Here is a 24,731-nt window from a genome sequence, read left to right as displayed (position 1 = left end):
CGTTCGCACGTGTTATTGCGGCGTTATAATTTTTCTTAGTATTGCTGAATATTTATACTTGCACTATAATTGGTACAAAATTAAGTACAACTAAGGTGCTATTATGACTCGACTAAGATTAGACCAAGATATTCAACCACTTTCAGAATTCAGAGCTGGCGTAGCGTCGTTTATTCGTCAAATTAACGAAACTCGTAGACCTTTAGTTATCACTCAGCGTGGTAAAGGCGTCGCTGTTGTTTTAGACGTTACTGAGTATGAAGCTATGCAAGAGAAAATAGAGTTACTGGAAGAGATGCAACAAGCTGAAGCACAAATCGCTAGTGGTTTCGGTTTATCAAATGACGATGCTCGTTCTAAAATCTTAGGGCGCTTACGTTAATGAATGTTATTTGGTCGCCGCTTGCTTTAGACAAAATAGGGCAGACAGCAGAATACATAGCATTAGACAATCCATCAGCGGCAGAAAAATGGGTTAACGATATATTCGATAAAGCTGAGAATTTAGGTTCATTTCCAGAGTTGGGTCGTCTTGTCCCTGAGCTGAATAAAGCGAATTATCGTGAAATCATTTTTGGTAATTACCGCATTATTTATAGCGTAACGTTAAGCATAAATATTTTAACGGTTCGTAACTGTAGTCAATTGCTGGCTATGGCTGATATATAAAACTATAACAAATAAGGATTAAGCGCTGCGCTGCCAGTGTTAAATCCCGGGTGTAGAACAAGCCCGTAGCCACTTCTTTATAGTAAATTGTGCGATCTTTTTGAAATCTAACTTATAAGTCATGGATGTTTACCGAAATCGTTTCTTCATTCTCTCGTTCTGCGGCAAGAGATAATAGTTCAAGGTCTTCAGGGCGTTATAATTCTTTAAGGTAACAATATGATTAATAAATCAAAGTTGAAATCTATAGCATTTACGACAACGAGACTTGAGGTTGAAAATGTTGACTCTTATTTGGCGTCAGAATTGCTGAAATCACAGTTATTGTCTGAAATTGTTAGCTTACTTTCTCCCTCAGTTGTTGAATCATTACCTCCATATTTTCATGATATTAATACTGAATCGGATGCTGAAGTTTGGCTTTTGAAAATGGTATCAGAAAGCCATTTGTTTTCAGTTAAACGTAAAGGTTTTGACCCGATTATTGGTTTCGTTTTCCTTTATGAATCAGATAATGCTACAGCTCATTTAGGTTATCTATTAGCTGAACCTAGTTGGCATCAAGGTTACGGTAGTGAGTTATTGTTTGGTTTACTTAAAAGCTGTCGTGATAACCAATTAGTAGAAAAACTTATTGGTGGTGTAGATATTGGAAATGTAGTTTCGGCAAAGTTACTTGAAAAAGTTGGTTTTGTTGCAACTCAAGAAGGTGGCAATGACATCATTTTCTACGAATGTGTGTTGTCTTAACCACAAATTATAACCAATGTATTAAGATAGATTTCCAACGCATGGCTTTTTTCATTCTATCGTTGGGTTTTGTGTTTAACGTGGCGTTAGCTGCTTTGAGGCCAACAATGAGTAAGGTGTCGTAAATGAGAATTTTGGTAACAGGCTCTGCGGGTAGAGTTGGGCGTGCAATCTATATTAAATTAATGCGAACACATGACGTAGTAGGCATTGATAAAACGCCTTGCTCAACAGCTGATTACGTGGGTGATATTCGTGATAGTACTATGATGGATGGGGTTCTTGAAAATATCGATGTCATCATTCATACAGCGGCTCTTCATGCTCCTCATGTTGGATTGGTACCTGATTCAGAGTTTCAATCTATCAACGTAGATGCAACTGAAAAACTGGCTTTGGCTGGTGTAAAAGCAGGTATTAAGCATTTTATTTTTACCAGTACAACTGCATTATACGGCTATGCTTCGACGCCTAAAAGTATTGCAGGTTGGGTTGATGAGAAAGTTATCCCGCAACCTAAGTCTATTTATCATAAAAGTAAAATTGCGGCTGAGACTAAGCTAGAAGAAATTTCAAATCTGTTTCAGCTTCCAGTGACTGTGCTCCAAATGTCGAGATGCTTTCCTGAGCCTGCGGATTTAATGGCAGTATTTCGTTTGACCCGTGGTATTGATGCTCGCGATGTAGCAAATGCTCATTTATGTGCAGTGGAAAAACGGCTAAGTGGTTTTAATCGTTTTATCATCTCAGGGGCAACACCTTTTCACCTTTCTGATTGCGAAGCTCTATATACTGATGCCGAAGCTGTCATCAAGCGTAAGTCCCCTGAAATCGTGCTAGCATTTAAACAAAGAAATTGGCAGTTACCTCAACGTTTAGATCGCGTATATGATTCATTGTCCGCACGTGAGAAATTAGGTTGGTTACCTATACATGGTTTTGAAAGTGTTTTGGAAATGCTAGATACTGAAACAGCAGAAGTATTACCAATTTTGAAACGCAGCTAACAAACGACTATGGTGTCAATAACTCAGTTTTGGAGTTTCCCCTCAAGCTGAGGCTTTTTTATTACTAATACTTCCAAGCTCAGGGTGATTACTTATTGGTGTGTTCAAGCTTCTATTATGATGAAAGGTGGATAGGATCTTGGTTGAGAAAGGGCGAGGGAGAAATCCTACAGTCTCGTTAACTAGTTCTCGGTTTAAATTAATTCACCGATACTGGCTCTAATGTCTGCAATTGTAATAAAAAGTTTGTTATCAGCGTCTTTGAACGCGGTAAAACCGTATTTTTCATAGAAAGATTCAGCCCCATCTTTTGCGTCAACTATGACAACAGGGAAGGCAACGGTTTCACTTGCCATTAATAGCTTTCTAAGCGCATCAATCAAAAGCCATTCACCGAACCCTTGACCTTTGTATCTATGGTCAACGGCTAAGCGAGCAATTAAACCACCAGAAGTTACATTGTAATGTTTCTTCTGTAATTTAGGAGGTAAATCCTGAATATCAATTGGTGTCATTGTTAATGTGTAATAACCAATAATGTGCTCAGGACATTGTTTATCTTCAAGAACAAAGGTGCGAGTATTGTCTTTCTTAGCTTGTTGGCTTGCCATAACTTTCAAGTAATTGTTGAGTGGGGTAATACCACAATCAAAACGGTTTCGGTCATGTTTAGCTTTTTCTAATTGGACCGTATTCATTATTGAGTTTTATCCATGTAACGTGAAGCGGCTTTTTGTAACTTGCTATTTGGTTTGGCTGGTTGGTCTAACGCAGTCATTAAACTCATAGCATCTTGCTGACTTAGTTGTAAGGCACGTTCACGTTCCATAATAGTTTTTGCTTTTTCTACAGCCGCACTAAGCACAAAGGAGTTAATGCTAGACATACCGGCAATAGCCGCAGCTTGAGACAGTAGTTCTTGTGTATCAATATCTACACGTGCTGTAATACGAGGTAATGCAGTAGCCATAATAATCTCCATTCAGTGTCAAAGTGGCACAAGTGAATTCTAGTTTAATTATTATACGATGACAAGTTTTGTGTCACTTTGGCACGCAGTTAGCAAATGCATTAACACAACTTACCACGCTCGGGGAAATCAGAAAGGGGTACGAAATGAATCAGCATGAAAAACTAAATTATGTAGAGTTTGGTGCAAAGGACTTAGAATCAACTAAATCATTTTTCTCTTCAGTTTTTGGTTGGAATTTTGTCGATTATGGTCCGGAATATTCAGCGTTTTCCAATCAGGGGTTAGACGGTGGTTTCTTTAAGGCAGATTCTTGCAGCCAGACAAATTCTGGCGGTGCTCTTTTGGTCTTTTACAGTGCGGATATCGAATCTACATTGAGTAAAGTTGTTCAAAGTGATGGTGAAATCATTCGTCCTATATTTGAGTTTCCTGGTGGCTGTCGTTTTCACTTTCTAGAGCCAAGCGGCAATGAGTTCGCAGTCTGGTCGGAAGCTCGCATATAACAAATAAGGATTAAGCGCTACCAGCGTTAAATCTCCTCTGATTTAACTTCAGCCATTATTCTTATTATGTTTGCCTTTCGGCTATCTCGGTCGCGTTATGCCCACGCACTCCATGTTATGCAGACAACGAAGGCAGCTTCGAATTGCTTTGGCTCGGATGGGTATAGTGGTTGGCGTTTTTAGTTCAAGGTTGGATGTCGTGCTTACGGTGGTATGTTTGAGTTTTTTGGTAGCGTTGCTCACACCTTAATGCCACGTTAGGTGAGTGAGTCACATTGTTTCCACATTTCTTGCGGTATACTGTTTTATTTGTTATTGGAGCAACGTTATGACAGCGAAAGGGTTTACGCTTATCGAGTTAGTTGTTGTTATCGTTATTCTCAGTATTTTGGCTGTTGCAGCCACATCTCGATTCATAAATCTACGTGAAGATGCAACAACTGCTTCTTGGAGTGGGGTTGTTGGTAGCTTCAGGTCTGGATTGGGATTAGTACTTAGTCAGCATAAGGTAGAAGGTGAGCCGGAAATATTAGAAGTAAACGGCTTTGATCTCAGTTTCCATGATACTCATGTATCTCCACCTGAAGTAAGAGACTACCCTGTCGCTTTAACAAACGGTCATTGCACAATAGTGTGGAATGCTCTTGTATCAGGCGTCGTTGCGAAAGAACCGGGGGCAGATGTGATCTTGGGTGAGAATGAGGTCATTGCAGAGGCAAATGGTCAAGTTGCAGGTCAATGTATTTACGAAAGTCTGCTAGGCTCTGTTACTTATCAGTCAGGAAGTGGTGAAGTTGAGGTGCAGTAAAAAATCACCTAACAAATAAGGATAAGTGCTGCGTAGCTAGCGTTAAATCCAGGCTATCTCGGTCGCGTAGAACATTACTCTAACGCGGCGTTATGTAAAAGAGGAATTGAATGAGTCAGCGAATCAAATTTTATTTGTTGTTTTTCCTATTAAACGGGCTAGCTTATTTACACATATACTTAGTCGAATACCCTAATCCGTTTATTGTATTGGGTGTGATTATGCCAATTCCATTACTTTCAGCCTGGATTAGCTGGAAGGTGAGCCGTTTTAGTCGTGCTCATACACCTTGTCAATCAGGAGACAGAGAGTTGAAATTCGAACTATGCCCTCACAATATAGATTTTAATAAGCCACTAATTTATATGTGGCAAATTTATGACTTGAACGGAGAAGTTGTAGGACGCTATATTGGCAAAGCTAAAAATGGCGCTAAAAGACCGTTAAAACATTACAAACGAAATGTTGAGCGGTTATTGTCGGGAAAACCATATCGGAAGTCTAAGCCCGAAGGTTTTCGTAGAGTACATATAGCTTTAGCTAATGCGGTAGAGTCAGGACATAATATCCAGCTATCTTTTCTTGTAAATATTGGCGATGGACAAGACATAAATGAAGTGGAAAGTTCATTGATAAAAGCTAATGATTGTAAAGGAAATTTAGATTGGCAACTAAATGGGTGAGTTTTCACATAACAAATAATTCAAGAAAACTGTCAATGTTTAGCGTTTTCAACTAGGTTTAGCTTCAGCCATTATCCTTATTATGTTTGCCCAAAGAATAGATAGACGTTCGTAGTAACTGGGATACGCAAGACACAAGCAAACCTACCTACTCATCCTATGTTCGTTACGCCATTAGGCATTCAAGGGAGAATCGACTTTGATAATAATAGGTTTACCCTTGAAGAGAGGAGGGTATTAGAAAAAATAGGAGATTAAATTGCTAGAAATCAAAACTATCGGGCTTTTCTTTGTAACCGCTATTGCAGAAATATTGGACTGCTACTTGCCATACCTTTGGTTAAAAGAAGATAAATCTATCTGGTTATTAGTGCCTGCGGCTTTCTGTCTTGCTCTCTTTGCATGGTTATTGTCTTTACATCCGACAGCTGCTGGTAGAGTTTATGCCGCTTACGGTGGTGTCTATATTTTTGTCGCAATTTTATGGTTGTGGGTTGTAGATGGCATCCGTCCCAGCTTATGGGATATTGTAGGTGCTTCATCGCGATACTAGGAATGGCAATCATAATGTTTGCCCCAAGAACGACATAACAACACTTTAAGAGGTTAATTATGATCCCATTAAATACATCAATTGTGTCAGGCGTGGCATTATCTAAAATTGATGGCGAAGTGAAAATGCTACTCATGAAAAGAGTAAAAGGTGGCTTTTGGTGTCATGTCGCTGGCTCAATTGAAGAAGATGAAACCGGCATTGATGCTATCGTTCGTGAGTTTAAGGAAGAGACTCAAATTGAAGTCTCAAATCTATACAATGCTCAGTTTTTAGAGCAGTTTTATGAAGCTAGTGTGAATGTAATTCAACTTATCCCTGTTTTCGTTGTGCTGTGCGCACCAGAGCAAGAGGTGGTGCTAAATGAAGAGCACACAGAATATAAGTGGTGTAGTTTAGAAGACGCACTAGAGTTGGCCCCATTTCCAAATCAACACGCAGTGTTTAAGCACGTGTGGTCGTATTTTGTAGAAAAGCCAGCAAATGCGCTTTATCGGGTGGATGCTGACTAGTAAACAATTAAAATCTTTTATGGTGGCATGGCGTAATGAGCTAAATGTATCACCAGAGGAAATCGTCAGTATTCGGGAGCAATTCAATTCAAATATGGTAGTTATGAGTTAATTATAGCAATTGAAACAGGTTAGTGCTTAGAAGGTTATTTGCCAAATAAGCAACGAAAACGAGCAGAAGCTCATATTCACAGTAATCGAGTAAAATTGATGGCAATGTGAGAACAAGCTGTTGCTGGTATTACTTAACGCGGCGTTAAGCAGATAGGAAAATCATGACTTTTAGAGTTCGAAAGGCATTACCAAGCGGTGTCGAAAAAATTGCAAATATACACGTCAACTTATGGACATATGCGTACACTTGGCATCAATAACTTTCAAGTAATTATTGAGTGGGGTAATGTCACAGTCAAAACGGTTTCGGTCATATTTAGTGTTTACGGCGCAATGGTTTAGGGGCGTGGTAGCGTTGCTTGAACCTTAATTTGAGATAATGGAGGATTCTTAATGGGAACTATAATTGGTTTTGTTGTTTTAGCTGCTATAGATTGGTTTATTGTTCGTAAAACTGGGCTTCATATTCATCAATGGGTCTCTAGAAAGTACGAAGAGTATTTACAGGGTAAAGAAAACGATAAATAGTATTTTCTTAGCCTGCGAATTAAAAGGCATAATAAGGTGCTTAATTTAACGCCTAACGCATATAAGGAGAGCTGACACATGTCAGGTATTACAGATTTAGATGAATTATTGCGTTCGATGAGCCCAAAGTTACTTGCTGCTGAATTCGTGTTTTGTACAGTCTCAGGCGGACTCAAAGAGTATATTGGGTTAAACCCAATCGCGACATTTTTTGAACCTGAAGGGTTAACTCTCGTTCTTGAAAAGTCAGTGGCAGAGACCAATGGGTTATCGTTTGAAGGTTCCTACAGTCAAATCACATTAACTGTTCACTCAAGTTTGGAAGCCGTTGGTCTGACCGCCGCCGTCGCAAGTAAGTTAGCATCAAAGGGTATTAGTGCGAATGTCATTGCAGCTTATTATCACGATCATATTTTTGTTCAAACTAGCAAAGCAGAAGAGGCTGTATCAGCGTTAGAAGAATTCAGTGCTTAAGCTGGATTCACAACGCATGATGTTTTCGACTTATTTCAGTTTAAGTATTATGTAACAATGGCTTAGGTCAGAGGTGGGTATTCCACACTACTTAATGCAGTACTATGTGTGTTCAGCAGAATTTATTCGCTTGGTTAACGATTAACCATCGTTTTCGTATTTTTTACTTTTCTACCCTTATGTTACTGTTATCTTTGATGCTGAAAGTAACGGTGAAGCGATTTACACAGCGCACCGCCAAGCAGAAGAAGATTTTGTACCAGCTACATAATGTATGATTTAAAGCCTGTGTAATTACAGGCTTTAAATATCATAAAAGTGGGTGTTTTGACTTCTGCCATTGTTCTTCGAATAGTACAATGCCTTATCTGCTTTGATGATCGCCTTTTCATTATTTGCATTATCTTCTTTATTAACAGTGTAGGTTGTCATCCCCATACTTAAGGTAATAAAAGATGACACATTAGAGTCATTATGAGGAATAGATAAAGACGCAATGCTGGCTTGAATGTTTTCGGCCATCTTTATTGATTCTGCTTTATTGGTATCTTTCATTATAATAATAAACTCTTCACCGCCAAATCGAGCGAGAAAATCATTTTCTCTACAGCTTTCTTTTAACGCTTTAGCGACAGCGATTAATGCTTCATCCCCTTTTTTATGACCATGGGTGTCGTTGTAATTTTTAAAGTAATCTATATCTATCATCATGACAGACCGAATTGTTACATCTTGCTTGTTCTCTAAGAGGTGCAATTCTAATGCTCTTCTATTTGGTACTGCTGTTAAACCGTCGGTTAAGCTAAGCTCATGTAATTTAATATTAAGGGCATTGATCTTTCTGTTTTTGCTGAATAAAACTCGAACAAAAGCAGCGATGACGACAATAATACACAGTAGCAAGCTAGAAAAGAACATTATCTTATTGGCGTTTTTTTCAAGTTCTAAAATTCTACTTTCTTTCTTTTTATTATCAAAAGAGTGAAGTAAAAATTGAGTTTGTGCTTGGTTATTATCATTCAACTGCTTCGCCTTTACCGCGTGGCTTTTTTCTAAATAGAAAACGGCTTTTTGGTAGTCTTTTTGTTTCAGGTAGGCATCATATAAATAGCCGTATGTTTCATCTTCTAAGTAAAACAGATTACGCTTTTGAATCGCCTCTTTTGCTAAGGTGTGGTGATGAATAGAATCATCATACAAACCTAAATGATTGTAAACCTTACCGTAAGCATTATATAAGGTGACATCAAAGTGATAAAAGCTGTTTGAAAGCCCATTTTCGTGACGCTCACTGGCTTGTGTTAGTAGCATAAGTGCTTCTTCTGCTTTTCCGGTAATCGAAAGGTACTCAGCTTCTAGTAATAATTGGTTTGTTTGAAAGTTTTCTTTAACAATCGAGTCACTCTGCGCTCTAAGAAGTCTTTCTGCCTCATCTAAGTAATGCTTTGCATTTTCTATATCATTGATTTGAAGGTAAGCACTATATAGTTTATATACAATGTAATAAGCTTCATCAGGCTCTGTGCTGTTATTTTTTATCTGATATTCAAGCGCTTGTGTTAATTGGCGAATTGCTTCGTCATAGTTTTTTAAAAAAAGATAATCGATGCCAATGTCCGTTAAGGTATAAACGATATCGCTATATTGCTCTTTCTCTATGTAAATATTTAGCGCTTTTAATTTAAAATCAATACCTAGAATGGTTTGATTATTGTTCCAATAGGAAAGGCCAAGAATGAAATAGACATGCTCCATTTCTGAGTATTTGATTTTTTGTGCGAATTCGAGTGTTTTTTGAGCTTGTTGAATGCTGAGTAAGCTTCCTTTTTCAACATGAGCAAGATCATAAGTTCGACCTAATGAGATTGAGATAAAGGTCTCGCTATTATCTTGGTTTGAATTAAATAAACTTTCCGCATTTTGGTAGCTAAGTTTCGATCTTTCGTACTGTTTTTGCTCTATTTCAATATAACTTCTTTCATAATAAAAACGAGAGAGTACATGTGCAGGAAGATCGGTATATATGTATTGCTTAGCATAATTAAAATGCTTTTCAGCCAGTTCAAATTGATTGCTCGCTGAGGCTATATAACCTTTAATAAATTCAATATAGAAGATATCTGATTTTTTTGTTTGTAATGTTGGGGACTGAGAGATAACAGAGACTAAAAAATCAAGATGTTCCCCGCGGCGGGCTGACTGAATGTTAAGGATTAACTCAATGGCTTCTTTGATTGAAGGCGATTCTTTAGATGAATTTACAGGTGTATATTTCGATAAAAGGCTAATAGAAAGAACAATAATCAAGATTATAGAAATCAGCGTAGCGGTTAAAAGCCTTAGTTTCATGCAGGAATATCAAATAGAAAACGTGATTTCTATTTTATCAATAGAATAAGAATAAATACACATTAAAAGCTTATTATTGAGAGGTTATTTTTATTGTTATGCGACATTCAACAAAAAATGAGAATAGTCAGTTCTAGTGGATTTCTTTCATAATTACTGCTCTTTTTTTATTCTTCTGCACCAGCTGATTATTAAATTTATTTCAGGTATAAATATTAGTGTTCAAACTAAATTTTCGTTCAGCGGCTATCTTTGATACAATCTCGCGCCTGTTTTAGAGGAGAGCTAAATGAAATTACTGTATTGGTTAGATGAGTGGTTAACCAACTCACGTTCAGAGCAACAAGCAAGACTTCCAATGACTGGAAGCGATTTACTTGACGATGTTTTTGTTAAGTATGAGTTTATTGACTTGGATAAGCCACTACTGTTTACATTTTCTCCTGCTGGAACTAACCTAAAAGAACAAGATCTTCATGATGATTTTGCACCGTGGGGCTATCACTTGGCGCAAAAGCAAGAAGTGAATATCATTGCCTTTCAACATTTAGGTCAAAGTAATTGGTTCCGTAGTCGTAATTTAATCTTCTTCCTCGAACAATTATCAACATTACTTGAACCGTTTAAAAACCGATTGGGTTATGGGTTAAGCCGTGGTGGTTTTGCTGTTGGTGCTTTTGCCGATGTGTTGAAACTTGATCAAGTATTGCTGTTTCACCCTGTGAGCACTAAAAACCAGAACAAAGCGCCGTGGGATGACAGGTCAAGCACAGGTATAGCACAACAGTTTGATTGGGAAGGGGATTATCACGATCTTAATTTAGGTAAAGCGAAAGGTTATATCATTTATGATCCGACTAACCGCATTGACCGCTTGCACGCAAAACGTTATCCAGAATTGACACATTTACGTGTGTTTGGCATGGGGCACGGTACTCATGCAACGTACTTGAATAAGTTTGGCTTTTATAAGCAAGTGGCGGTTGATTTTATGCGTCACCAACAAATCGATATTGCTCAGTTCCGTCAGCAGACTAAAACATTGCGTTTTAAAGAAGATTATTACAAGCGCCTTAATAAAGCCAATTCAAGCTCTGAGCATCGTCTAGGCTTATTGAGTAAAGCACACAACATTGTCCTTGGTGAGAAAGAAGCGCATGTACAAGAGCATCAAGCTCAAATCGATGTTCAACCTTTAATTGATATTGCAATGAAGCATCAAGATGAGCACCCACAAGATGCGATTCAACTATTAGAGATGGCTCAGTTATTAGTGCCTGATGACCCAATGGTTGAGCATAAATTAAGACAGTTAGCCTAGCGCTTGTTGCTGATAATTAGTGCTTCTTACCGATAACTGAATAAAAACGCCTCATCTTGAATGGGGCTTTTTTGTATGTGGATTTTAATGATATTTCACTAAGGCATTTCATTCTTAATATAGACCTATTACTATAAAGGTTAAGTCAATTAAATAAGAAGTAATCCAGTATGTCTCTTCCTCCTTGCCCAGCATGTCATTCAGAATTTGTTTATCCAGATCAAAACCATCTTATTTGTCCTGAGTGCGCCCATGAGTGGAACCCTAAAGAAGTCCTTATGGAAGAGATGGTCGTCGTAAAAGACGCTAATGGGACCTTGTTAGAAGAAGGCGACAAAGTTACGGTGGCTAAAGATCTCAAAGTAAAAGGCAGCTCTTTAGTAATTAAAGTCGGCACAAAAGCGGTTATTAAGCGTATCGTTGATGGAAAAGATCATCAGTTAGATTGTAAAGTAGATGGTGTCGGTGAAATGATGGTCACTGCTCAATTTGTTAAAAAAGCTTAACTATTATGAATAATGATCGAGAAGTCATTGATATTTTACGACAGCGTATTCCATCGTTCGAATGCACAAGAGGGTGTCACGATTGTTGTGGGCCAGTCACGGCCTCGGCAGAAGAAATTCGACGTTTGCCTGTTAAAACAGACGCTGAACATGAAACCGCACTAGAAGCGTATAATTGTGTGTACTTAGGTCCACATGGCTGCACTGTATATGAAGAGCGCCCACTGATCTGCCGCTTGTTTGGCACAACACCACGTATGGCCTGTCCAAATGGATGTAAACCTGAGCAAATGGTAGATGAGAACATCGAAAAATTAGTGCATCACTTTAATAGAAGTACGCGCCAAGTGTTGGTGTAATTAGTGTGACGCCACCAATAATTAAATTGAGTAAAGTAATCTATAATAGAGGTAATAAAGGATTAGGAGGTAAGTTGTTATGTCTCTATTAAATGGCCCTTTAGATAATCATGAAAATTACTTAAATTACATTACATTAGAAAACTGTTTTGATTATTTTGGTTTGGTTGAGTCACAAAGAAAACAAAAGAGCTTAGATTTGGCTGAAAATTACCATCGACTTCGTTTATTTCTTAATGCAATGGAGTCGATGAATATAGTTTTAGATTATTTCTTCCATGAACAAAAAGAGCAGCAAGGGTGGAATGATAGCCAACGTGATCTTATTCTAGACAGGATTAAAAGAAAGCATCCTGCTTTGTACGATTTAGATAAGTTATTGAATACTTATAAGCGTGTTGAGCATCGTGATATGAAAGCACTTGTTGCAACAGACTTACAAGAAACCGTGGTATCTATCTGCGCGATTAAACAAAAGATAGAGATTGATTTTAATTCAACTAAGGATGAACGCATTATTAGTGAGGCGTTTGATTTTTGGTTTGAATACAATAAAGATCCAGATATTAATACCTTACTGCCATAGTATAATTGTCACAATTTGAGTCGCATAAATTATGTGCGATTTTTTATAAATTAAAGTGACAAACCCTGAAATCTTGAGCAAAATGCGCCACGATAATTTATAACTGAGTGCTATTGAATAATGGATATCCAACGTATTAATCCAAGTGAAAAATGGTCTGATGTAACTGTGTTTAATAAGATGGCGCATTTTGTAGAAGTGCCAGCTGATGAAACCGCAGATATGCTAGGTCAGGTAAAACAAGTGTTTGCTCAAGCAGAAGCGATGCTAGCAAGCGTGAACAGTGATAAATCACGTCTTGTTTCAGTCACTATCTATGTTACTGATTTTGAAAATCTAAGCATTTTAAATGAAGCATGGATTAAGTGGTTACCTGAAGGCTGCGCACCAAGCCGAGCTTGTTTAAAAGTAGAGTTAGCTGATCCTGATTATTTAGTTGAAATTGCTTTTGTCGCTGCGGTGAAATAACAAGACGATTTGTATTAAAATAAAGCTCGATAGACAATGGTTTATCGGGCTTTTTTATTTTTAATGCTATGCAAGGAGAGCTGCAGATGAATAATTTATTTGAAGACATTCCAACCTCAGTCCCTTCTGAGATATTTGAAGAGATAGTGACAACTCAGAACCTTCGTATTGAGCGTATTATATCCCATGGACAGAGTTCGCCAGAGCAAGGGTGGTATGATCAGGATGAAAATGAGTGGGTTGTGGTGTTATCTGGTTTTGGTGTTATAGAATTTGAAGATGGTCGAGAGGTAATTTTATCTAAAGGAGAATATCTTCATATTAACTCACATGAAAAACACAAAGTGACAGCAACGTCATTGGAAGAAGTAACGGTTTGGTTAGCTATTTTTTATGTTTGAGGAATAGGTATGGATAAAGCACGAGTTTTTGGTGTATTGGCTTCATTTTTTACATTAATAGGGCTTATTGCTCTGTTATCCTCAGGTTCACATTTTCCTGTTTATCAATGGCCTTATGAGGCTTTTCAGGGATTGGTTTTTGCGTTAGCTTGGGGATTTGGTTTTTCTGTAGAGTTCAGTTATCTGGTGTCTACCGTATTGGTTTTATTGTTGCTTATTATCGCTTTTATTACAGGAGCTAAGGCATCTCGATGTGTATTAAAATGACTGAAAAAGAAAAAATGCTTGCAGGTTTACCTTACGATGCTTGGGATGACGTTTTGCTCAGTGAAAGGATGAGAGCGAAGGCAATATGCCATCAATTTAACTTGGCTGATCCAACCAAGTTAGATCAAAGGGCTGAGATTTTAAAAGGTCTGCTTGTATAAAAGATCACGTAAATATAGAACCAAATTTCTTTTGTGATTATGGCTATAACATTGAGCTAGGTAGTAATTTTTATTCTAACCATAATTTGACAATATTAGATGTGTGTAAGGTGACGATTGGTGATAATGTTCTGTTTGGTCCGAATGTTATGATATCTACGGCAACGCATCCGTTAGATCCTATTGAACGTCTAAGTACAGAGTATGGTTCTCCAATCACTATTGGCAATAATGTGTGGCTTGGAGGTAATGTGTCAATCTTTCCTGGGGTTACGATTGGAGATAACTGCGTGATTGGAGCGGGCAGTGTGGTTACGCGTGATATTCCAGAGAGCAGTGTTGCCGTTGGGAATCCATGTCGCGTAACAAAATCAATATAAGTGAATTTACGTATTAAAAATAGCAAGTTGAGTTAACAGTACACATCACTTTTTACTTATAGTTATGTGTACTTTTGTATAAATGTAGATAAATACTCAATGCCGGATTCTCCGTTTTGTTCTGCTTTCCAACATTGGTAAATAGCAGTCTCGTGGTCTGCGATTAGCTGGAAGACTTCAATATGGTCTTCTGCTTCTAGAGCCCACTCACGGTATTTTTTTTCGTATGGCTCGACCCAATCGGTGAGAGAATCTACAAGTTCTTTCCACGGCAGAGTAAGCCAGCGTTTTGCATCAATAATGCCTTTATCGATCATTAAAGGGTCGTGGCGTTCAAACGGTATTTGAAGCTTGTGTAGGCTGATCTCAAGTAGTTCTGCCGTTACTATCTCAACTTGAGTCAAGGCTAACCACAGTGGGTGCGCTGTTTTATCAGTATAGTTGTTTGCAAAATAAGTAAAAAATGAAATACCATAGATTTCACCTTTGTATGCACTATGTATACGTTTTTTCATCAAGAGCCTTCTTTTTTATCCAAAGAGTTTACGTAATCAAAAGAGTGTAAATAAGCCGTTATGGACAGTTTTTTTAGTAGTGAGATTATACTCTCCAATTCAACGTTTTTCTTCTTTATGACCTTACTTCTTACTGGAGTTTTACATATCCCTTTGTGGTGTGGCAAAAACCTATCTAAAGTGCAATGGAAAAAAGTCGATTATCTTTGGCCGCTTGTTGCTGGCATAGGATTGATGGGAACCGTCTCTGAAGTCAGATCAAGAGTAGCCAGTGATTGGGCTGAGACAGAGCATACTCGTGCAGTGTTAAGCCTTGAATCCATTAATAAGTATACCTCCAATCAGCTAGAGAGTTTCTTATGTACGAATGAGAAAGGCGTCGATGAGGAGGTTGAGTCGCAACAATCTTGTGCTTGGTTCTTAGAATCAACAATGTATTTACGTTCGATAAATTTTAATGAACTTCCTAATATTACGTTTGATAGCTTACCAAGAATCACTTTTAGCTCGGGGCTAATTGAATCTAATATCATGTACTTAGAAGGTATGTTTGATAACTATCAGAGTCAAAAACATGTGTATGAAACTACGATGCTAGAAACCAAAAAACATCCACTGGAAGAAGCTTTTTGGTATTTAAGCCCTTATTTGATTTGTATTGCGATTTCAGTTCGCGTAACTAAAGTCTCTGCAGAATTAAAAATGGAAAAGCAAAATAGTTAGCAGTTGTTAAGCTGCTCTGGTCTGTCCAGTTGTTACTTGGTTCACACTATGACGAATGGATAATGGCATTCCCTTAATTAAGCAGTATTTTTACTAGATGTAGATAATAATTCTAATTAAATATACATAGGGAAATGCAATGCTTAATGAAAAAACAACAGGTTTAGAACTTTTGTCTGGCTTAGAACTGATGCAAGCAATGGTGACTGGTGACTTTCCACATCCATCAATGTCGGAAGTTGTGCCAATGAAAATCACTGTTGCTGAATATGGAAAAGTCATTTTTGAAGCGATGGCGGATGAGCGTCATTTAAATCCTCTTGGTGGTGTGCATGGCGGTTTCTTTGCAACAGTAATGGACTTAGTAACAGGCTGTGCCGTTCATACCACCTTAGAACCTAATGTAGGTTATGGGACGATCGACTTGCATGTGAAAATGTTGAAGGCAATACCCCAAAACATACTATTGATCGCCGAAAGCCGTGTCATACAGTCAGGTTACTCTTTGGGTATATCAGAAGGAAGCTTGAAAGATCAGCAAGGTAACTTGTATGCGCATGCTACAGCTACCTGTATGATCTATCGAGATAAATAATTTTTCCGCTAGTTGAAAATGTGCCACTTATCAAATTCCATAATGACAATTCAACGTATTATAGATTAAGAACTTAGATAACTGATTTGTTTTTAAAATATTGTCGTAGTAAATGGAGTTTATGATGATTCACACGATTAAGGAAACGGTATTACATTACCCTCAAACGTTGTTAGATAGCTGGAATCAAGGGAGAGTGGATTGGGTCTCCTCCGATTTATTTGTTCCTGCTGAGGTTTATGAAGAGCCCTCATTATATTTTTCTAAGTATTATACGCTAGCTCAATATAACGATAAGGGGTGGTTAGGTACGGCATTTTATGCTCTAGGTAATTGGGAGGTTGAAAACCCAAATTATCACTCAGGACGAGTATTAATAGCTCAATATATAGATCCAATTAAGCTTTCTCTTTTTAAAGGATTACGAACAGGGATTACCTCTGGTGAGCCAGATCTATTTTTATATAAGCCAGATGGAACATTGTTATTCGTTGTAGTTAAACAGGCTGATGAGAGCTTAATCGATGCGCAATTGATCTGTTTATCAAACATTAAATCTGTTTTGGAATGCGATGTGGAAATCGTATCTTTAGTCGAAGAAAGTCATCAATACGCGGCGAAAAGCTATGAGATTAAAGTGGTTCAATTTCCTAAGCCTCTTGGGGTCTGATATCAATGAATGGAAAATGATCAATAAATAGACCACACTTATTGATTATAAAAAGTAAAATAAAGGATAGCTGATGAACTTAAGGATGAGGCATTGGTGTATAGGGATGATTTTTACTGGCTATTGCTCAGAGGCTGTGTCGGTTTCTGAATTATGGTTAGATCGCTATGCGTATGACGCCATTCAGCAAGGTTTTAATAAGAAAGACATTTCTGTTTATGATAAGAAACGTGCCAGTATCAATGGCTACCCATTAGCAGCATATACTGACTATCGTGCATTTTTATTTGATATCAGTTATAAAACACCGACTCAAGTGAACCAATTCTCAACAGAGTATTCTGACTATCCTTTTTCTGTTTCCATCCGTGCTGATTACCTTAATGCGTTAATCACATCTGAAAATTGGAAAGCGTTAACGGAGTATCAAATCACGTTACCTCGAGATCAAGATTACCAATGTTGGTATTACACCGCTCATTATCACCAAGGAAATACAGCGTTTGCATTTAAAGGTGCAGAATCACTTTGGTTAAATGGCGAGAGTGTCTCTAGTGCTTGTAATGAGTTGTTTTCATATTGGACACAGGTAGGAGAAAAAACAGATGTAGAGATTCTTCAACGTGCGTTATTAGCGGTAAATAGTCGAAATCCTCGTTTAATTACTTATTTACGTAAATTGGTATCCAATGAACAGAGTCAGGATGTGTTGACTGAAATGCTAGAGCTATATCAAAAGCCAAACAAAATGATAATGCGCTTTGAAACCAAAAAAGATAACTCGTTTAATCGTGCCTATGCTCAAACAATGTTTATGCATGTAGTACGTCACGATGTCGCTAGAGCCTATCCTACGTTTCAGTTTTTAATGGATCATTTTAAGTTTGAAGAGGGAGAGTTTCAACCGGGGTTAGAATTTGCTGCTGTACGATTATTAGAAGCAAAAGATCAAAATGTAATTGAATGGCGAGATCAGGTATTTAAAAACTCACGCAATAAAACAGCATTAGAGCAACGAATCCGATTGGCGATTAGAAAGGCTGACTGGAAAGGTATTCAACATTGGGTCTTGAAGTTACCAGAAGAGAATATAACGTCGTATCGCTGGCAATATTGGTTAGGACGAAGTGAAATTGAATTGGGCGATAAGGCAACGGGAGAGGCGAGATTAAAACGTATATCAGGGGAGCGTCACTTTTATAGTGTGGCAGCAGCAATCAGTCTTAATAGGCAAGTTAAATATCCTATAGCACGGGCTGAAGTAAACAGTGGAAAGTTGTCTATGTATGAATCTGATATAGCTAGAGTACATGAATTGTTAGCACTTGGAAAAGAGGGGGCAGCAAAGAGTCAATGGCGCCATCTAATTAGTCGAACACCAATGAAAGACAAAGCTTTACTGACTGCTTATGCAAAACAACAGAAATGGCAGGCTTTTGTCCATGATGCGACATTGGTTGGCCAACTATGGGATTACATTTATTTACGTTTCCCTGTTCATTATTATGATGCATTTGAGCGCTATGGTAAGAAACATAAAGTAGATGTTATTTCGTTATTGTCATTAACACGGCAAGAGAGTGGCTTTTCTCCGTTCGCTCATTCTCCTGTGGGCGCTTTGGGCTTAATGCAGGTTTTACCAAGTACAGCAGCATACATCACAGATAAATATGATATCAGTTATAAGCAAAGAACTGAGCTGTTTAACGTTGAAAAGAACATTGAAATTGGCAGTCGCTATCTTGGTCATTTATTGAATCACTATGATCAAAATAGGATTTTTGCTTACGCTGCGTATAACGCGGGGCCAACGATGGTGTCTGTATGGCGACGACAGTCTAACCCGAATATTGATATCTTTGCGTATATTGAGGGCATTTCATTTAAAGAGACTAGAGTTTATGTGAAAAATATTTTAATGTTTGAAATGTATTATCGAGAAATCATGGGTCGGAAAGGTCATTTTCTAACACAAGCAGAATCAAACTGGCATCCATAGCGCAGCAGTTAAACTCTAGAGGTGACAGTCTCACTCGTTGGTGAAGGTATCCGAAAAGGAGATGGTTTCTAACTTTATCTGGTCATTATTATTTATATAATGGCGCCAACATTAACCTTTGGAGTTTTTATTATGAGAAGTCGTTTTGACCGAATTCGCCACGCTATTATGTTTGAATTGATAGGTCTTATTCTTATTGTCGGTGTTTTGAGTCAATTTGGTTTTGAAATGGGTCATGTTGGGATTATGGGGGTCGTATTTTCTCTTGTCGCAACTGGATGGAATTATGTTTACAACATCCTATTTGATAAGTACATGATGAGGAAAACAGGCAGCACGGTTAAATCAACATTAAACCGTGTTGTTCATAGCCTAGGATTTGAAGGTGGGTTATTGTTTTTAACTATTCCTGCTATGGCATGGTTCTTAAATATTAGTCTCCTAGAAGCGTTTATTCTTGATATTGGTCTCGTGGTTTTCTATCTGTTTTATGCGTATGTTTATAATTTAGCTTATGATAAAGCTTTCCCTATTAATGAGGCCTATTAAAATTGGTGCGAATGTTTGGATTGGATTAAATGCTGTGATTCTTGATGGCGTAGCAATAGGAGATAGAAGTGGTATTGGTGCTGGCAGTGCAGTAACTAAAGATACCCCACCAGACTGCGTAGCTGTTGGTCACCCTTGTAGAGTTATTAAAACCATCACGCATTCAGAAATGCCAGCAGATGAAGAGCTTGACGAAATGTGGGCAGATTTACATGACTTCTACTATCAACAAAACACACAATTGAATAATTTGTGAACAATAATATTTATTCGTGATCATAACGTCACATTGTTTTTAAAAAATCTCCTAGAATATATTTATAACTATAAGGAGGTAATTATGGACAGTGTCACTGTTGCACTACATCAATTAAATAGAGCAATTGACCTTTATTTTAATGACCGTGATTTTATTAGTACGCTTACTTTAAGTAATTCAGCACAAAGTATTCTAAGAAAAAAACTGATTTCACAAAGTCAGGTAAAAGCTTGTGAAGATGTGATTTTCAATAAATCCGTGACTACTTTTCAGCAAAACTCAAAGACAGAACCATGTGTATCTTTTCACTGTTTAGAAAATGAACGTGAGTGGGAAGAGAAAGCAACAGAAGTTTTAATGACTTGCTGTGATAGTGTAATTAAGCTGAGTTTACCACGCAGTATGCAAGTATCGGCATTTGTGAGAGCAAAAAGCAAAATGTTTGTCTGTTTGTAGATAGTAGAAAATACATTAATCTATCATGCTGTAAGCTTGAAGTGGCGTAAACCCCTTTTATGCTCGTTCTAGGTGGTGAAAATAGCGAATTCAAGTCATTGATATTAGTAATTTTGTTTTTATTGAGTTTATTGTACTTGCTGGTAGTCTTCTTCTTAATAAACTTAAGGAGTATTTATGGCTGTATATAATGAAACATTTAATGCTGTTGATTTTTCATATCAAGATTTGAGTCATGCTTACTATGAAGGGTGTAAGTTTTACCTGTGTGATTTTTCTAGATCAAATTTAAGGGATGCTCAATTTATCGATTGCAGTTTTATTGAACAAGGTGCAATTGAAGGCTGTCATTTTGAATATGCAGATTTACGAGATGCGTCCTTTAAACGTTGCAAGATAGCAATGGCCAATTTTAAAGGCGCAAACGCTTTTGGTGTTGAGTTTAGAGAATGTGACTTAAAAGGGGCAAACTTTGCTCAGGCTAGCTTTTCAAATCAAATTAATCACCAAATGTATTTTTGTTCAGCTTACATTACACGCTGTAATTTATCCTATGTAAACTTTGAACGCTTATGCATTGAAAAGTGTGATTTATTTGAAAATAAATGGAATGGGGCGAATTTACAAGGTGCGTCCTTTAAAGGCTCTGACTTATCTCGAGGATCGTTTTCTGAAGACGCCTGGGAACAGTTTAAAATGCAAGAGGCCAACTTATGCCATTGTGAATTAGAAGGCTTAGACCCGCGTAAAATAGACGTGACAGGGGTTAAAATTTGTAGTTGGCAACAAGAGCAATTGCTAGAGTCATTAGGATTAGTTGTACTCCCCGAGTAAAAAGAGTCTAATAGAAAATCATGAGCTTATTCAGTAGAGCGGAAGCATTAAATGACACAGATATTAACGATTGTTGCCAGAATTGAAGCCCAAGAAGGGAAAGCGGACTTTGTTAAGGCAGAAATGCTTAAATTGCTTGAACCTACACGCAAAGAAGTTGGTTGCATTCAGTATGATTTACATCAAGACAACGATAACCCACATGTATTTGTATTTCATGAACAATGGGAAAGCGAAGTGCTTTTACAAGATCATTTAAATACGGCTCATATTGCTGAGTATGTAAAAGCGGTCGACGGCTCAATCGCTTCATTTTTAATTAATCGTATGACGAAACTTTAATAGACGTTAAGTGATTAGCCATTATTAGGTTACTCAGCCCATTTATAAACACAAAGCCACTCACGTATTACCATGAGTGGCTTTTTTATGCCTTATGTTATCAGGACTGACTTCTTTAGAAAGAAAGGAAGATACCTGCAACGGTTGCACTCATTAAGTTTGCTAATGTTGCTGCAAAGATAGCTTTCATGCCTAAGCGTGCAATGTCTGGGCGACGACTTGGTACAACGCCACCTAATCCACCCATTAACATAGCAATAGAGGTTAAGTTTGCGAAGCCACATAAAGCGAAAGTTACAATCGCTTGAGAATGCTCACTTAATTGATCTTTTACAGCCATTAAGTCAGCAAAGGCTACGAATTCATTAATTGCGATTTTTTTACCAATTAAACTTGCTGCGATGGTTGCTTCTGACCATGGAACCCCAATTAGCCATGCAATAGGTGCAAATAGGTAACCAAAGATCAGATCTAGGCTTAAGTTATCAAAACCAACTAATAAACCCACTTTATGTAATCCACCATTAACCAGTGCAATTAAACTGATAATAGCTAATAAGCTTGCGCCAACCGCAAATACAATTTGTAAGCCATTTAATGCACCTTGTGATGCGGCATCTATAATGTTTACTGGCGCATCATCAACGATATCGTCTTCATATTGCTCGGCTTCGTTAATCTCTTCGGTTTGTGGGACCAAAAGTTTTGCCATCATTAAACCAGCAGGGGCAGACATAAAGCTTGCCGCAATTAAGTATCGTAATTCAACACCTAACCCGGCGTAACCTACCATTGTGCCACCAGCAACAGAAGCTAGACCACCAACCATTACAGCAAACAGTTCTGAACGAGACATTTTAGCAAGGAAAGGACGTACAACTAATGGCGCTTCAACCGATCCAACAAAGATATTTGCGGTTGCTGACATTGATTCGGTGCGAGTTGTACCAAGAAAGCGTTGTAATCCGCCACCAATAATTTTAATTACCCAACCCATAATACCTAAGTAATATAAAACAGAGATTAGGGCTGAGAAAAATACAATGGTAGGTAAAACGTTAACGGCAAAAATAAAGCCTAACTTGTATTGAGCAAGATCACCAAAAAGGAATTCGGTACCAACTCGGCCATAAGCGATAATGTCTGAAACAGCCATAGAGATACTATTTAGGATAGTTTGGCCAATTGGTACGTAGAGGATGAACCCGGCGAACAATAACTGAATTAAGAACGCGCCTAATACAGTGCGCCATTTGATGGCTTGTCGGTTTTCTGAAAAAAGAAACGCAATCGCGAATAGGCAAACAATGCCTAAAATACTGACCAAAAAGTTCAAGGTCAAACTCCAATAGTATTTAGTTGATGATTGCGGGGGTATTCTAGTCAAAAATAAAAGTGTGACAAGGATCAAAATGTTATTGAAACCACATAGCAATAACAAAAATAAGGTCATTTGTTTATAGATGCATCAATAAGTGGCTATTTGAGAGGTTTATCACATATAAAAGAGTCAGTTGTTACTATATGGGATAATAAAGCGATTTATTAGGCCGAACTATCCCTAAATTATAGTGGTGGTTATGTGATTAGGTGCTATCAATTTTGTCTGAGTTAATGTGCTCTCGAACAAACTCCATAAAAATGTGCACTTTTTTGGCTAAGAATTTGCGACGTGGATAAACGGCATAAAGCGGCATGGATTGATTTAATTCCCAATCAGGAAGAAGTTGAACTAGTTTACCATTACGCAGTTCATCAGAGAGAAGATAAGTCGCAATGTAGCCTATACCATTGCCTGATACGGTCGCGTTACGAATCGCATCGGCTGAATCAATACGATAATTCCCCGATACTTTTATTTGTAGATTCTCATCACCTTTGTGGAAACCCCAGACATTGTCTTTACGTTCACGACTCATATAGGTTAGACAATTGTGCTTTTTAAGATCGTAAGGGTGATAAGGGATCCCATGCTTGGCAAGATAAGAGGGATTTGCAACGAGCACAAAGTGACAATCAATCAGATGCCTTGCGACAAATCCTTCTGGAGGGGAATCCATCACACCTATCCATAAGTCTAATTGCTCTGCAATCACATCGATCTTATGATCAAATAACGTTATCTCTATATTAAGCTGTGGATAGCGCTGATGCAGCTCTGATAAATAAGGCAGAATGTGGTTGGTTGCAAAAGACTGTGCGATACCAACACGCAATTTACCATTTAGCGTGTCGATATTAGAAAGCAGTTCATTTTCAGCTTCGTTAATTTCATCGGTAATATTGGCACAATGCACCGCGAATGACTGCCCAGCTTCGGTAAGCGAAAAAGATCGAGTCGTGCGTTGTACTAACTGAACACCTAAGCGCTCTTCAAGAAGTTGAATTTGTAAGCTTACTTGTGTTCTAGATATATCGAGAAGCTGAGCGGCCTTAGTAAAGCTTTTTTGTTGTGTGAGCGCATTAAACACGATCATTTGTTTGGCTTGCTTTAACATAGGCTTCTCTATTGGTAACTTTAACAGGAAAAAGAACGCTTCTATTGTAATAGAGCGATGGAATTGAATAAAGTGAGTTGTGTCTTTGTTTTTAGCTATCTATTGAAGAGGCATCGCTTTTTCGTGATAGAGTTTAGAAACAAAGACGGCGGGTAAGGACATTAAAATGCTATTTCCATATAAGAATATTGTAATTTTAACGGGAGCTGGGATCTCTGCAGAGTCAGGGATTCAAACGTTTCGTGCCAGTGATGGTTTATGGGAAAATCATCGAATTGAAGATGTTGCGACTCCAGAAGGCTTTTTAAAAGATCCTGACCTAGTTCAAAGTTTCTATAATAAACGTCGTGCTCTGTTAAAAAGTGATGAGATTCAGCCTAATGCGGCTCATAAGGCGTTAGCTAAGCTTGAGAATGAACTTGATGGTACGGTGACGATTGTGACTCAAAACATCGATAATTTACACGAACGTGGTGGCAGTTCAAATGTGATCCACATGCATGGTGAGTTAAATAAAATTCGTTGTGAAGAATCAAATCAAGTGATTGTATGCACCGATGGTATACATACTGGCGATTTATGCCATTGTTGTCAGATCCCTGCGCAGCTGCGTCCTCATGTGGTTTGGTTCGGTGAGATGCCATTAGAGATGGGACGAATTCATGACGCATTAAATCGCGCTGATTTGTTTATTTCTATTGGTACTTCTGGCTCAGTGTACCCAGCTGCGGGTTTTGTTCATGAAGCAAGATTACATGGAGCTCATACCATTGAGATTAACTTAGAGCCAAGCGCTGTTGACGATGAATTTGAAGAGAAACGTTATGGAAAGGCTGGTGTGTTAGTTCCTGAGTTAGTCTCAGAGTTGTTAGAAAGTGACATTAATAAAACTTAATAATTAAAAAAGCCAATGAATAGT

The 24,731-nt window shown here is 37.9% G+C and carries 33 protein-coding genes and 4 pseudogenes; 31 read left to right on the top strand and 6 right to left on the bottom strand.

Annotated features, from left to right (window positions below):
• Window positions 1–103: 103 nt before the first annotated feature.
• From F8B77_RS09170 to F8B77_RS09150, 4 genes are all read left to right on the top strand, one after another.
• Complete coding sequence (locus F8B77_RS09170; protein ID WP_151655097.1) at window positions 104–382, top strand: type II toxin-antitoxin system Phd/YefM family antitoxin; 279 nt, start codon at window positions 104–106, stop codon at window positions 380–382.
• A complete protein-coding gene (locus F8B77_RS09165; protein WP_151655096.1) occupies window positions 382–669 on the top strand; it encodes a type II toxin-antitoxin system RelE/ParE family toxin in 288 nt (95 codons plus the stop codon). Before F8B77_RS09170 ends, F8B77_RS09165 begins: the two co-directional genes overlap by 1 nt.
• A gap of 219 nt (window positions 670–888) precedes the next feature.
• Window positions 889–1,419, top strand: a complete 531-nt coding sequence (locus F8B77_RS09155) for a GNAT family N-acetyltransferase (protein WP_151655095.1) — start codon at window positions 889–891, stop codon at window positions 1,417–1,419.
• A 125-nt stretch (window positions 1,420–1,544) separates the two neighbouring features.
• Window positions 1,545–2,426 carry an NAD-dependent epimerase/dehydratase family protein gene (locus F8B77_RS09150; protein WP_151655094.1) on the top strand — a complete coding sequence of 294 codons (882 nt, stop codon included), beginning with the start codon at window positions 1,545–1,547 and terminating at the stop codon, window positions 2,424–2,426.
• 194 nt (window positions 2,427–2,620) lie between these two features.
• Here the strand turns inward: F8B77_RS09150 and F8B77_RS09145 are convergent, their stop codons facing one another.
• Together F8B77_RS09145 and F8B77_RS09140 are read right to left on the bottom strand one after the other, a co-directional pair.
• Window positions 2,621–3,127, bottom strand: coding sequence for a GNAT family N-acetyltransferase (locus tag F8B77_RS09145; protein WP_208846120.1), 507 nt, complete (start codon window positions 3,125–3,127; stop codon window positions 2,621–2,623).
• Complete coding sequence (locus F8B77_RS09140; protein WP_065610351.1) at window positions 3,124–3,396, bottom strand: type II toxin-antitoxin system TacA family antitoxin; 273 nt, start codon at window positions 3,394–3,396, stop codon at window positions 3,124–3,126. The genes F8B77_RS09145 and F8B77_RS09140 overlap by 4 nt, the downstream gene beginning before the upstream one ends.
• Before the next feature lie 146 nt (window positions 3,397–3,542).
• On the opposite strand from F8B77_RS09140, the gene F8B77_RS09135 reads away from it, so the two are divergent.
• The 8 genes and pseudogenes from F8B77_RS09135 to F8B77_RS09105 all read left to right on the top strand — a co-directional run bounded on the left by F8B77_RS09135 (window position 3,543) and on the right by F8B77_RS09105 (window position 7,574).
• A complete protein-coding gene (locus F8B77_RS09135) occupies window positions 3,543–3,902 on the top strand; it encodes a VOC family protein (protein WP_045102016.1) in 360 nt (119 codons plus the stop codon).
• A 328-nt stretch (window positions 3,903–4,230) separates the two neighbouring features.
• Window positions 4,231–4,710: a type II secretion system protein gene (locus tag F8B77_RS18040; protein ID WP_151655092.1), complete on the top strand. Its 480-nt coding sequence runs from the start codon at window positions 4,231–4,233 to the stop codon at window positions 4,708–4,710.
• 110 nt (window positions 4,711–4,820) lie between these two features.
• Window positions 4,821–5,393 carry a hypothetical protein gene (locus tag F8B77_RS17945; protein ID WP_244298239.1) on the top strand — a complete coding sequence of 191 codons (573 nt, stop codon included), beginning with the start codon at window positions 4,821–4,823 and terminating at the stop codon, window positions 5,391–5,393.
• Window positions 5,394–5,652: 259 nt separating this feature from the next.
• Window positions 5,653–5,984 (top strand): annotated as a pseudogene (locus F8B77_RS09120) (YnfA family protein).
• Between the two features lie 21 nt (window positions 5,985–6,005).
• On the top strand, window positions 6,006–6,458 hold the full coding sequence (locus F8B77_RS09115; RefSeq protein WP_151655091.1) for an NUDIX hydrolase: 453 nt from the start codon (window positions 6,006–6,008) through the stop codon (window positions 6,456–6,458).
• Window positions 6,459–6,539: 81 nt separating this feature from the next.
• Window positions 6,540–6,680: pseudogene (locus F8B77_RS09110) on the top strand (DUF4160 domain-containing protein); the annotation flags it as partial.
• Window positions 6,681–6,965: 285 nt separating this feature from the next.
• On the top strand, window positions 6,966–7,100 hold the full coding sequence (locus F8B77_RS18035; RefSeq protein WP_274439833.1) for a hypothetical protein: 135 nt from the start codon (window positions 6,966–6,968) through the stop codon (window positions 7,098–7,100).
• Window positions 7,101–7,178: 78 nt separating this feature from the next.
• Window positions 7,179–7,574 (top strand): ACT domain-containing protein, encoded by a 396-nt coding sequence (locus F8B77_RS09105; RefSeq protein WP_151655090.1) that lies wholly within the window; start codon window positions 7,179–7,181, stop codon window positions 7,572–7,574.
• Between the two features lie 303 nt (window positions 7,575–7,877).
• On the opposite strand, the gene F8B77_RS09100 is transcribed toward F8B77_RS09105, so the two are convergent.
• Window positions 7,878–9,923 carry a tetratricopeptide repeat-containing diguanylate cyclase gene (locus F8B77_RS09100; RefSeq protein ID WP_151655089.1) on the bottom strand — a complete coding sequence of 682 codons (2,046 nt, stop codon included), beginning with the start codon at window positions 9,921–9,923 and terminating at the stop codon, window positions 7,878–7,880.
• 289 nt (window positions 9,924–10,212) lie between these two features.
• Between F8B77_RS09100 and F8B77_RS09095 the strand changes: the two genes are divergently transcribed.
• From F8B77_RS09095 to F8B77_RS09060, 8 genes and pseudogenes are all read left to right on the top strand, one after another.
• Window positions 10,213–11,244 carry a cytosolic protein gene (locus tag F8B77_RS09095; RefSeq protein ID WP_151655088.1) on the top strand — a complete coding sequence of 344 codons (1,032 nt, stop codon included), beginning with the start codon at window positions 10,213–10,215 and terminating at the stop codon, window positions 11,242–11,244.
• Between the two features lie 170 nt (window positions 11,245–11,414).
• Window positions 11,415–11,750, top strand: a complete 336-nt coding sequence (locus F8B77_RS09090) for a zinc ribbon domain-containing protein YjdM (protein ID WP_151655087.1) — start codon at window positions 11,415–11,417, stop codon at window positions 11,748–11,750.
• 5 nt (window positions 11,751–11,755) lie between these two features.
• Window positions 11,756–12,109: a YkgJ family cysteine cluster protein gene (locus F8B77_RS09085; protein ID WP_151655086.1), complete on the top strand. Its 354-nt coding sequence runs from the start codon at window positions 11,756–11,758 to the stop codon at window positions 12,107–12,109.
• Window positions 12,110–12,188: 79 nt separating this feature from the next.
• Window positions 12,189–12,695 (top strand): hypothetical protein, encoded by a 507-nt coding sequence (locus F8B77_RS09080; protein ID WP_151655085.1) that lies wholly within the window; start codon window positions 12,189–12,191, stop codon window positions 12,693–12,695.
• A 120-nt stretch (window positions 12,696–12,815) separates the two neighbouring features.
• Window positions 12,816–13,163, top strand: a complete 348-nt coding sequence (locus F8B77_RS09075) for a RidA family protein (protein WP_151655084.1) — start codon at window positions 12,816–12,818, stop codon at window positions 13,161–13,163.
• A gap of 86 nt (window positions 13,164–13,249) precedes the next feature.
• On the top strand, window positions 13,250–13,564 hold the full coding sequence (locus tag F8B77_RS09070; protein WP_151655083.1) for a cupin domain-containing protein: 315 nt from the start codon (window positions 13,250–13,252) through the stop codon (window positions 13,562–13,564).
• A 9-nt stretch (window positions 13,565–13,573) separates the two neighbouring features.
• The gene (locus tag F8B77_RS09065; protein WP_151655082.1) at window positions 13,574–13,831 is read left to right on the top strand and encodes a hypothetical protein; all 258 of its coding nucleotides are present in this window, start codon (window positions 13,574–13,576) and stop codon (window positions 13,829–13,831) included.
• Window positions 13,828–14,372 (top strand): annotated as a pseudogene (locus F8B77_RS09060) (sugar O-acetyltransferase). Before F8B77_RS09065 ends, F8B77_RS09060 begins: the two are co-directional and overlap by 4 nt.
• A gap of 62 nt (window positions 14,373–14,434) precedes the next feature.
• Here the strand turns inward: F8B77_RS09060 and F8B77_RS09055 are convergent.
• Window positions 14,435–14,887 carry a hypothetical protein gene (locus tag F8B77_RS09055; protein WP_151655081.1) on the bottom strand — a complete coding sequence of 151 codons (453 nt, stop codon included), beginning with the start codon at window positions 14,885–14,887 and terminating at the stop codon, window positions 14,435–14,437.
• A gap of 60 nt (window positions 14,888–14,947) precedes the next feature.
• On the opposite strand from F8B77_RS09055, the gene F8B77_RS09050 reads away from it, so the two are divergent.
• The 9 genes and pseudogenes from F8B77_RS09050 (at window position 14,948) to F8B77_RS09010 (ending at window position 21,314) form a co-directional block, all read left to right on the top strand.
• Window positions 14,948–15,610: a hypothetical protein gene (locus F8B77_RS09050; RefSeq protein ID WP_167512792.1), complete on the top strand. Its 663-nt coding sequence runs from the start codon at window positions 14,948–14,950 to the stop codon at window positions 15,608–15,610.
• Window positions 15,611–15,782: 172 nt separating this feature from the next.
• Window positions 15,783–16,205: a PaaI family thioesterase gene (locus F8B77_RS09045; RefSeq protein WP_244298238.1), complete on the top strand. Its 423-nt coding sequence runs from the start codon at window positions 15,783–15,785 to the stop codon at window positions 16,203–16,205.
• A gap of 124 nt (window positions 16,206–16,329) precedes the next feature.
• Complete coding sequence (locus F8B77_RS09040; RefSeq protein WP_151655079.1) at window positions 16,330–16,875, top strand: VRR-NUC domain-containing protein; 546 nt, start codon at window positions 16,330–16,332, stop codon at window positions 16,873–16,875.
• Window positions 16,876–16,948: 73 nt separating this feature from the next.
• Window positions 16,949–18,874, top strand: a complete 1,926-nt coding sequence (locus F8B77_RS09035; protein WP_151655078.1) for a transglycosylase SLT domain-containing protein — start codon at window positions 16,949–16,951, stop codon at window positions 18,872–18,874.
• A 132-nt stretch (window positions 18,875–19,006) separates the two neighbouring features.
• Window positions 19,007–19,423, top strand: a complete 417-nt coding sequence (locus F8B77_RS09030) for a PACE efflux transporter (protein ID WP_151655077.1) — start codon at window positions 19,007–19,009, stop codon at window positions 19,421–19,423.
• Window positions 19,416–19,679 (top strand): annotated as a pseudogene (locus tag F8B77_RS09025) (DapH/DapD/GlmU-related protein); the annotation flags it as partial. The gene F8B77_RS09030 and the pseudogene F8B77_RS09025, both read left to right, overlap by 8 nt.
• 84 nt (window positions 19,680–19,763) lie before the next feature.
• Window positions 19,764–20,138: a hypothetical protein gene (locus tag F8B77_RS09020; RefSeq protein ID WP_151655075.1), complete on the top strand. Its 375-nt coding sequence runs from the start codon at window positions 19,764–19,766 to the stop codon at window positions 20,136–20,138.
• Between the two features lie 177 nt (window positions 20,139–20,315).
• On the top strand, window positions 20,316–20,972 hold the full coding sequence (locus F8B77_RS09015; RefSeq protein ID WP_151655074.1) for a Qnr family pentapeptide repeat protein: 657 nt from the start codon (window positions 20,316–20,318) through the stop codon (window positions 20,970–20,972).
• 51 nt (window positions 20,973–21,023) lie between these two features.
• Entirely contained in the window at window positions 21,024–21,314 is a 291-nt protein-coding gene (locus F8B77_RS09010) for a putative quinol monooxygenase (protein ID WP_151655073.1), read from the top strand.
• 115 nt (window positions 21,315–21,429) lie between these two features.
• On the opposite strand, the gene F8B77_RS09005 is transcribed toward F8B77_RS09010, so the two are convergent.
• On the bottom strand, window positions 21,430–22,650 hold the full coding sequence (locus F8B77_RS09005; RefSeq protein WP_130047371.1) for a NupC/NupG family nucleoside CNT transporter: 1,221 nt from the start codon (window positions 22,648–22,650) through the stop codon (window positions 21,430–21,432).
• Between the two features lie 250 nt (window positions 22,651–22,900).
• Window positions 22,901–23,812 carry a LysR family transcriptional regulator gene (locus F8B77_RS09000; protein ID WP_151655072.1) on the bottom strand — a complete coding sequence of 304 codons (912 nt, stop codon included), beginning with the start codon at window positions 23,810–23,812 and terminating at the stop codon, window positions 22,901–22,903.
• Between F8B77_RS09000 and F8B77_RS18095 the strand changes: the two genes are divergently transcribed.
• Window positions 23,769–23,879 (top strand): DUF3894 domain-containing protein, encoded by a 111-nt coding sequence (locus F8B77_RS18095; protein ID WP_165366849.1) that lies wholly within the window; start codon window positions 23,769–23,771, stop codon window positions 23,877–23,879. The genes F8B77_RS09000 and F8B77_RS18095 overlap by 44 nt on opposite strands.
• Before the next feature lie 99 nt (window positions 23,880–23,978).
• Window positions 23,979–24,707, top strand: a complete 729-nt coding sequence (cobB, locus tag F8B77_RS08995; RefSeq protein ID WP_151655071.1) for a Sir2 family NAD+-dependent deacetylase — start codon at window positions 23,979–23,981, stop codon at window positions 24,705–24,707.
• Window positions 24,708–24,731 lie beyond the last annotated feature (24 nt).

The organism is Aliivibrio finisterrensis, assembly GCF_008933155.1.
In the GTDB taxonomy this organism is placed as follows: domain Bacteria; phylum Pseudomonadota; class Gammaproteobacteria; order Enterobacterales; family Vibrionaceae; genus Aliivibrio; species Aliivibrio finisterrensis.
Note: the sequence above shows the minus strand (reverse complement) of the source record. Positions and strands in the feature narration are given on the sequence as shown.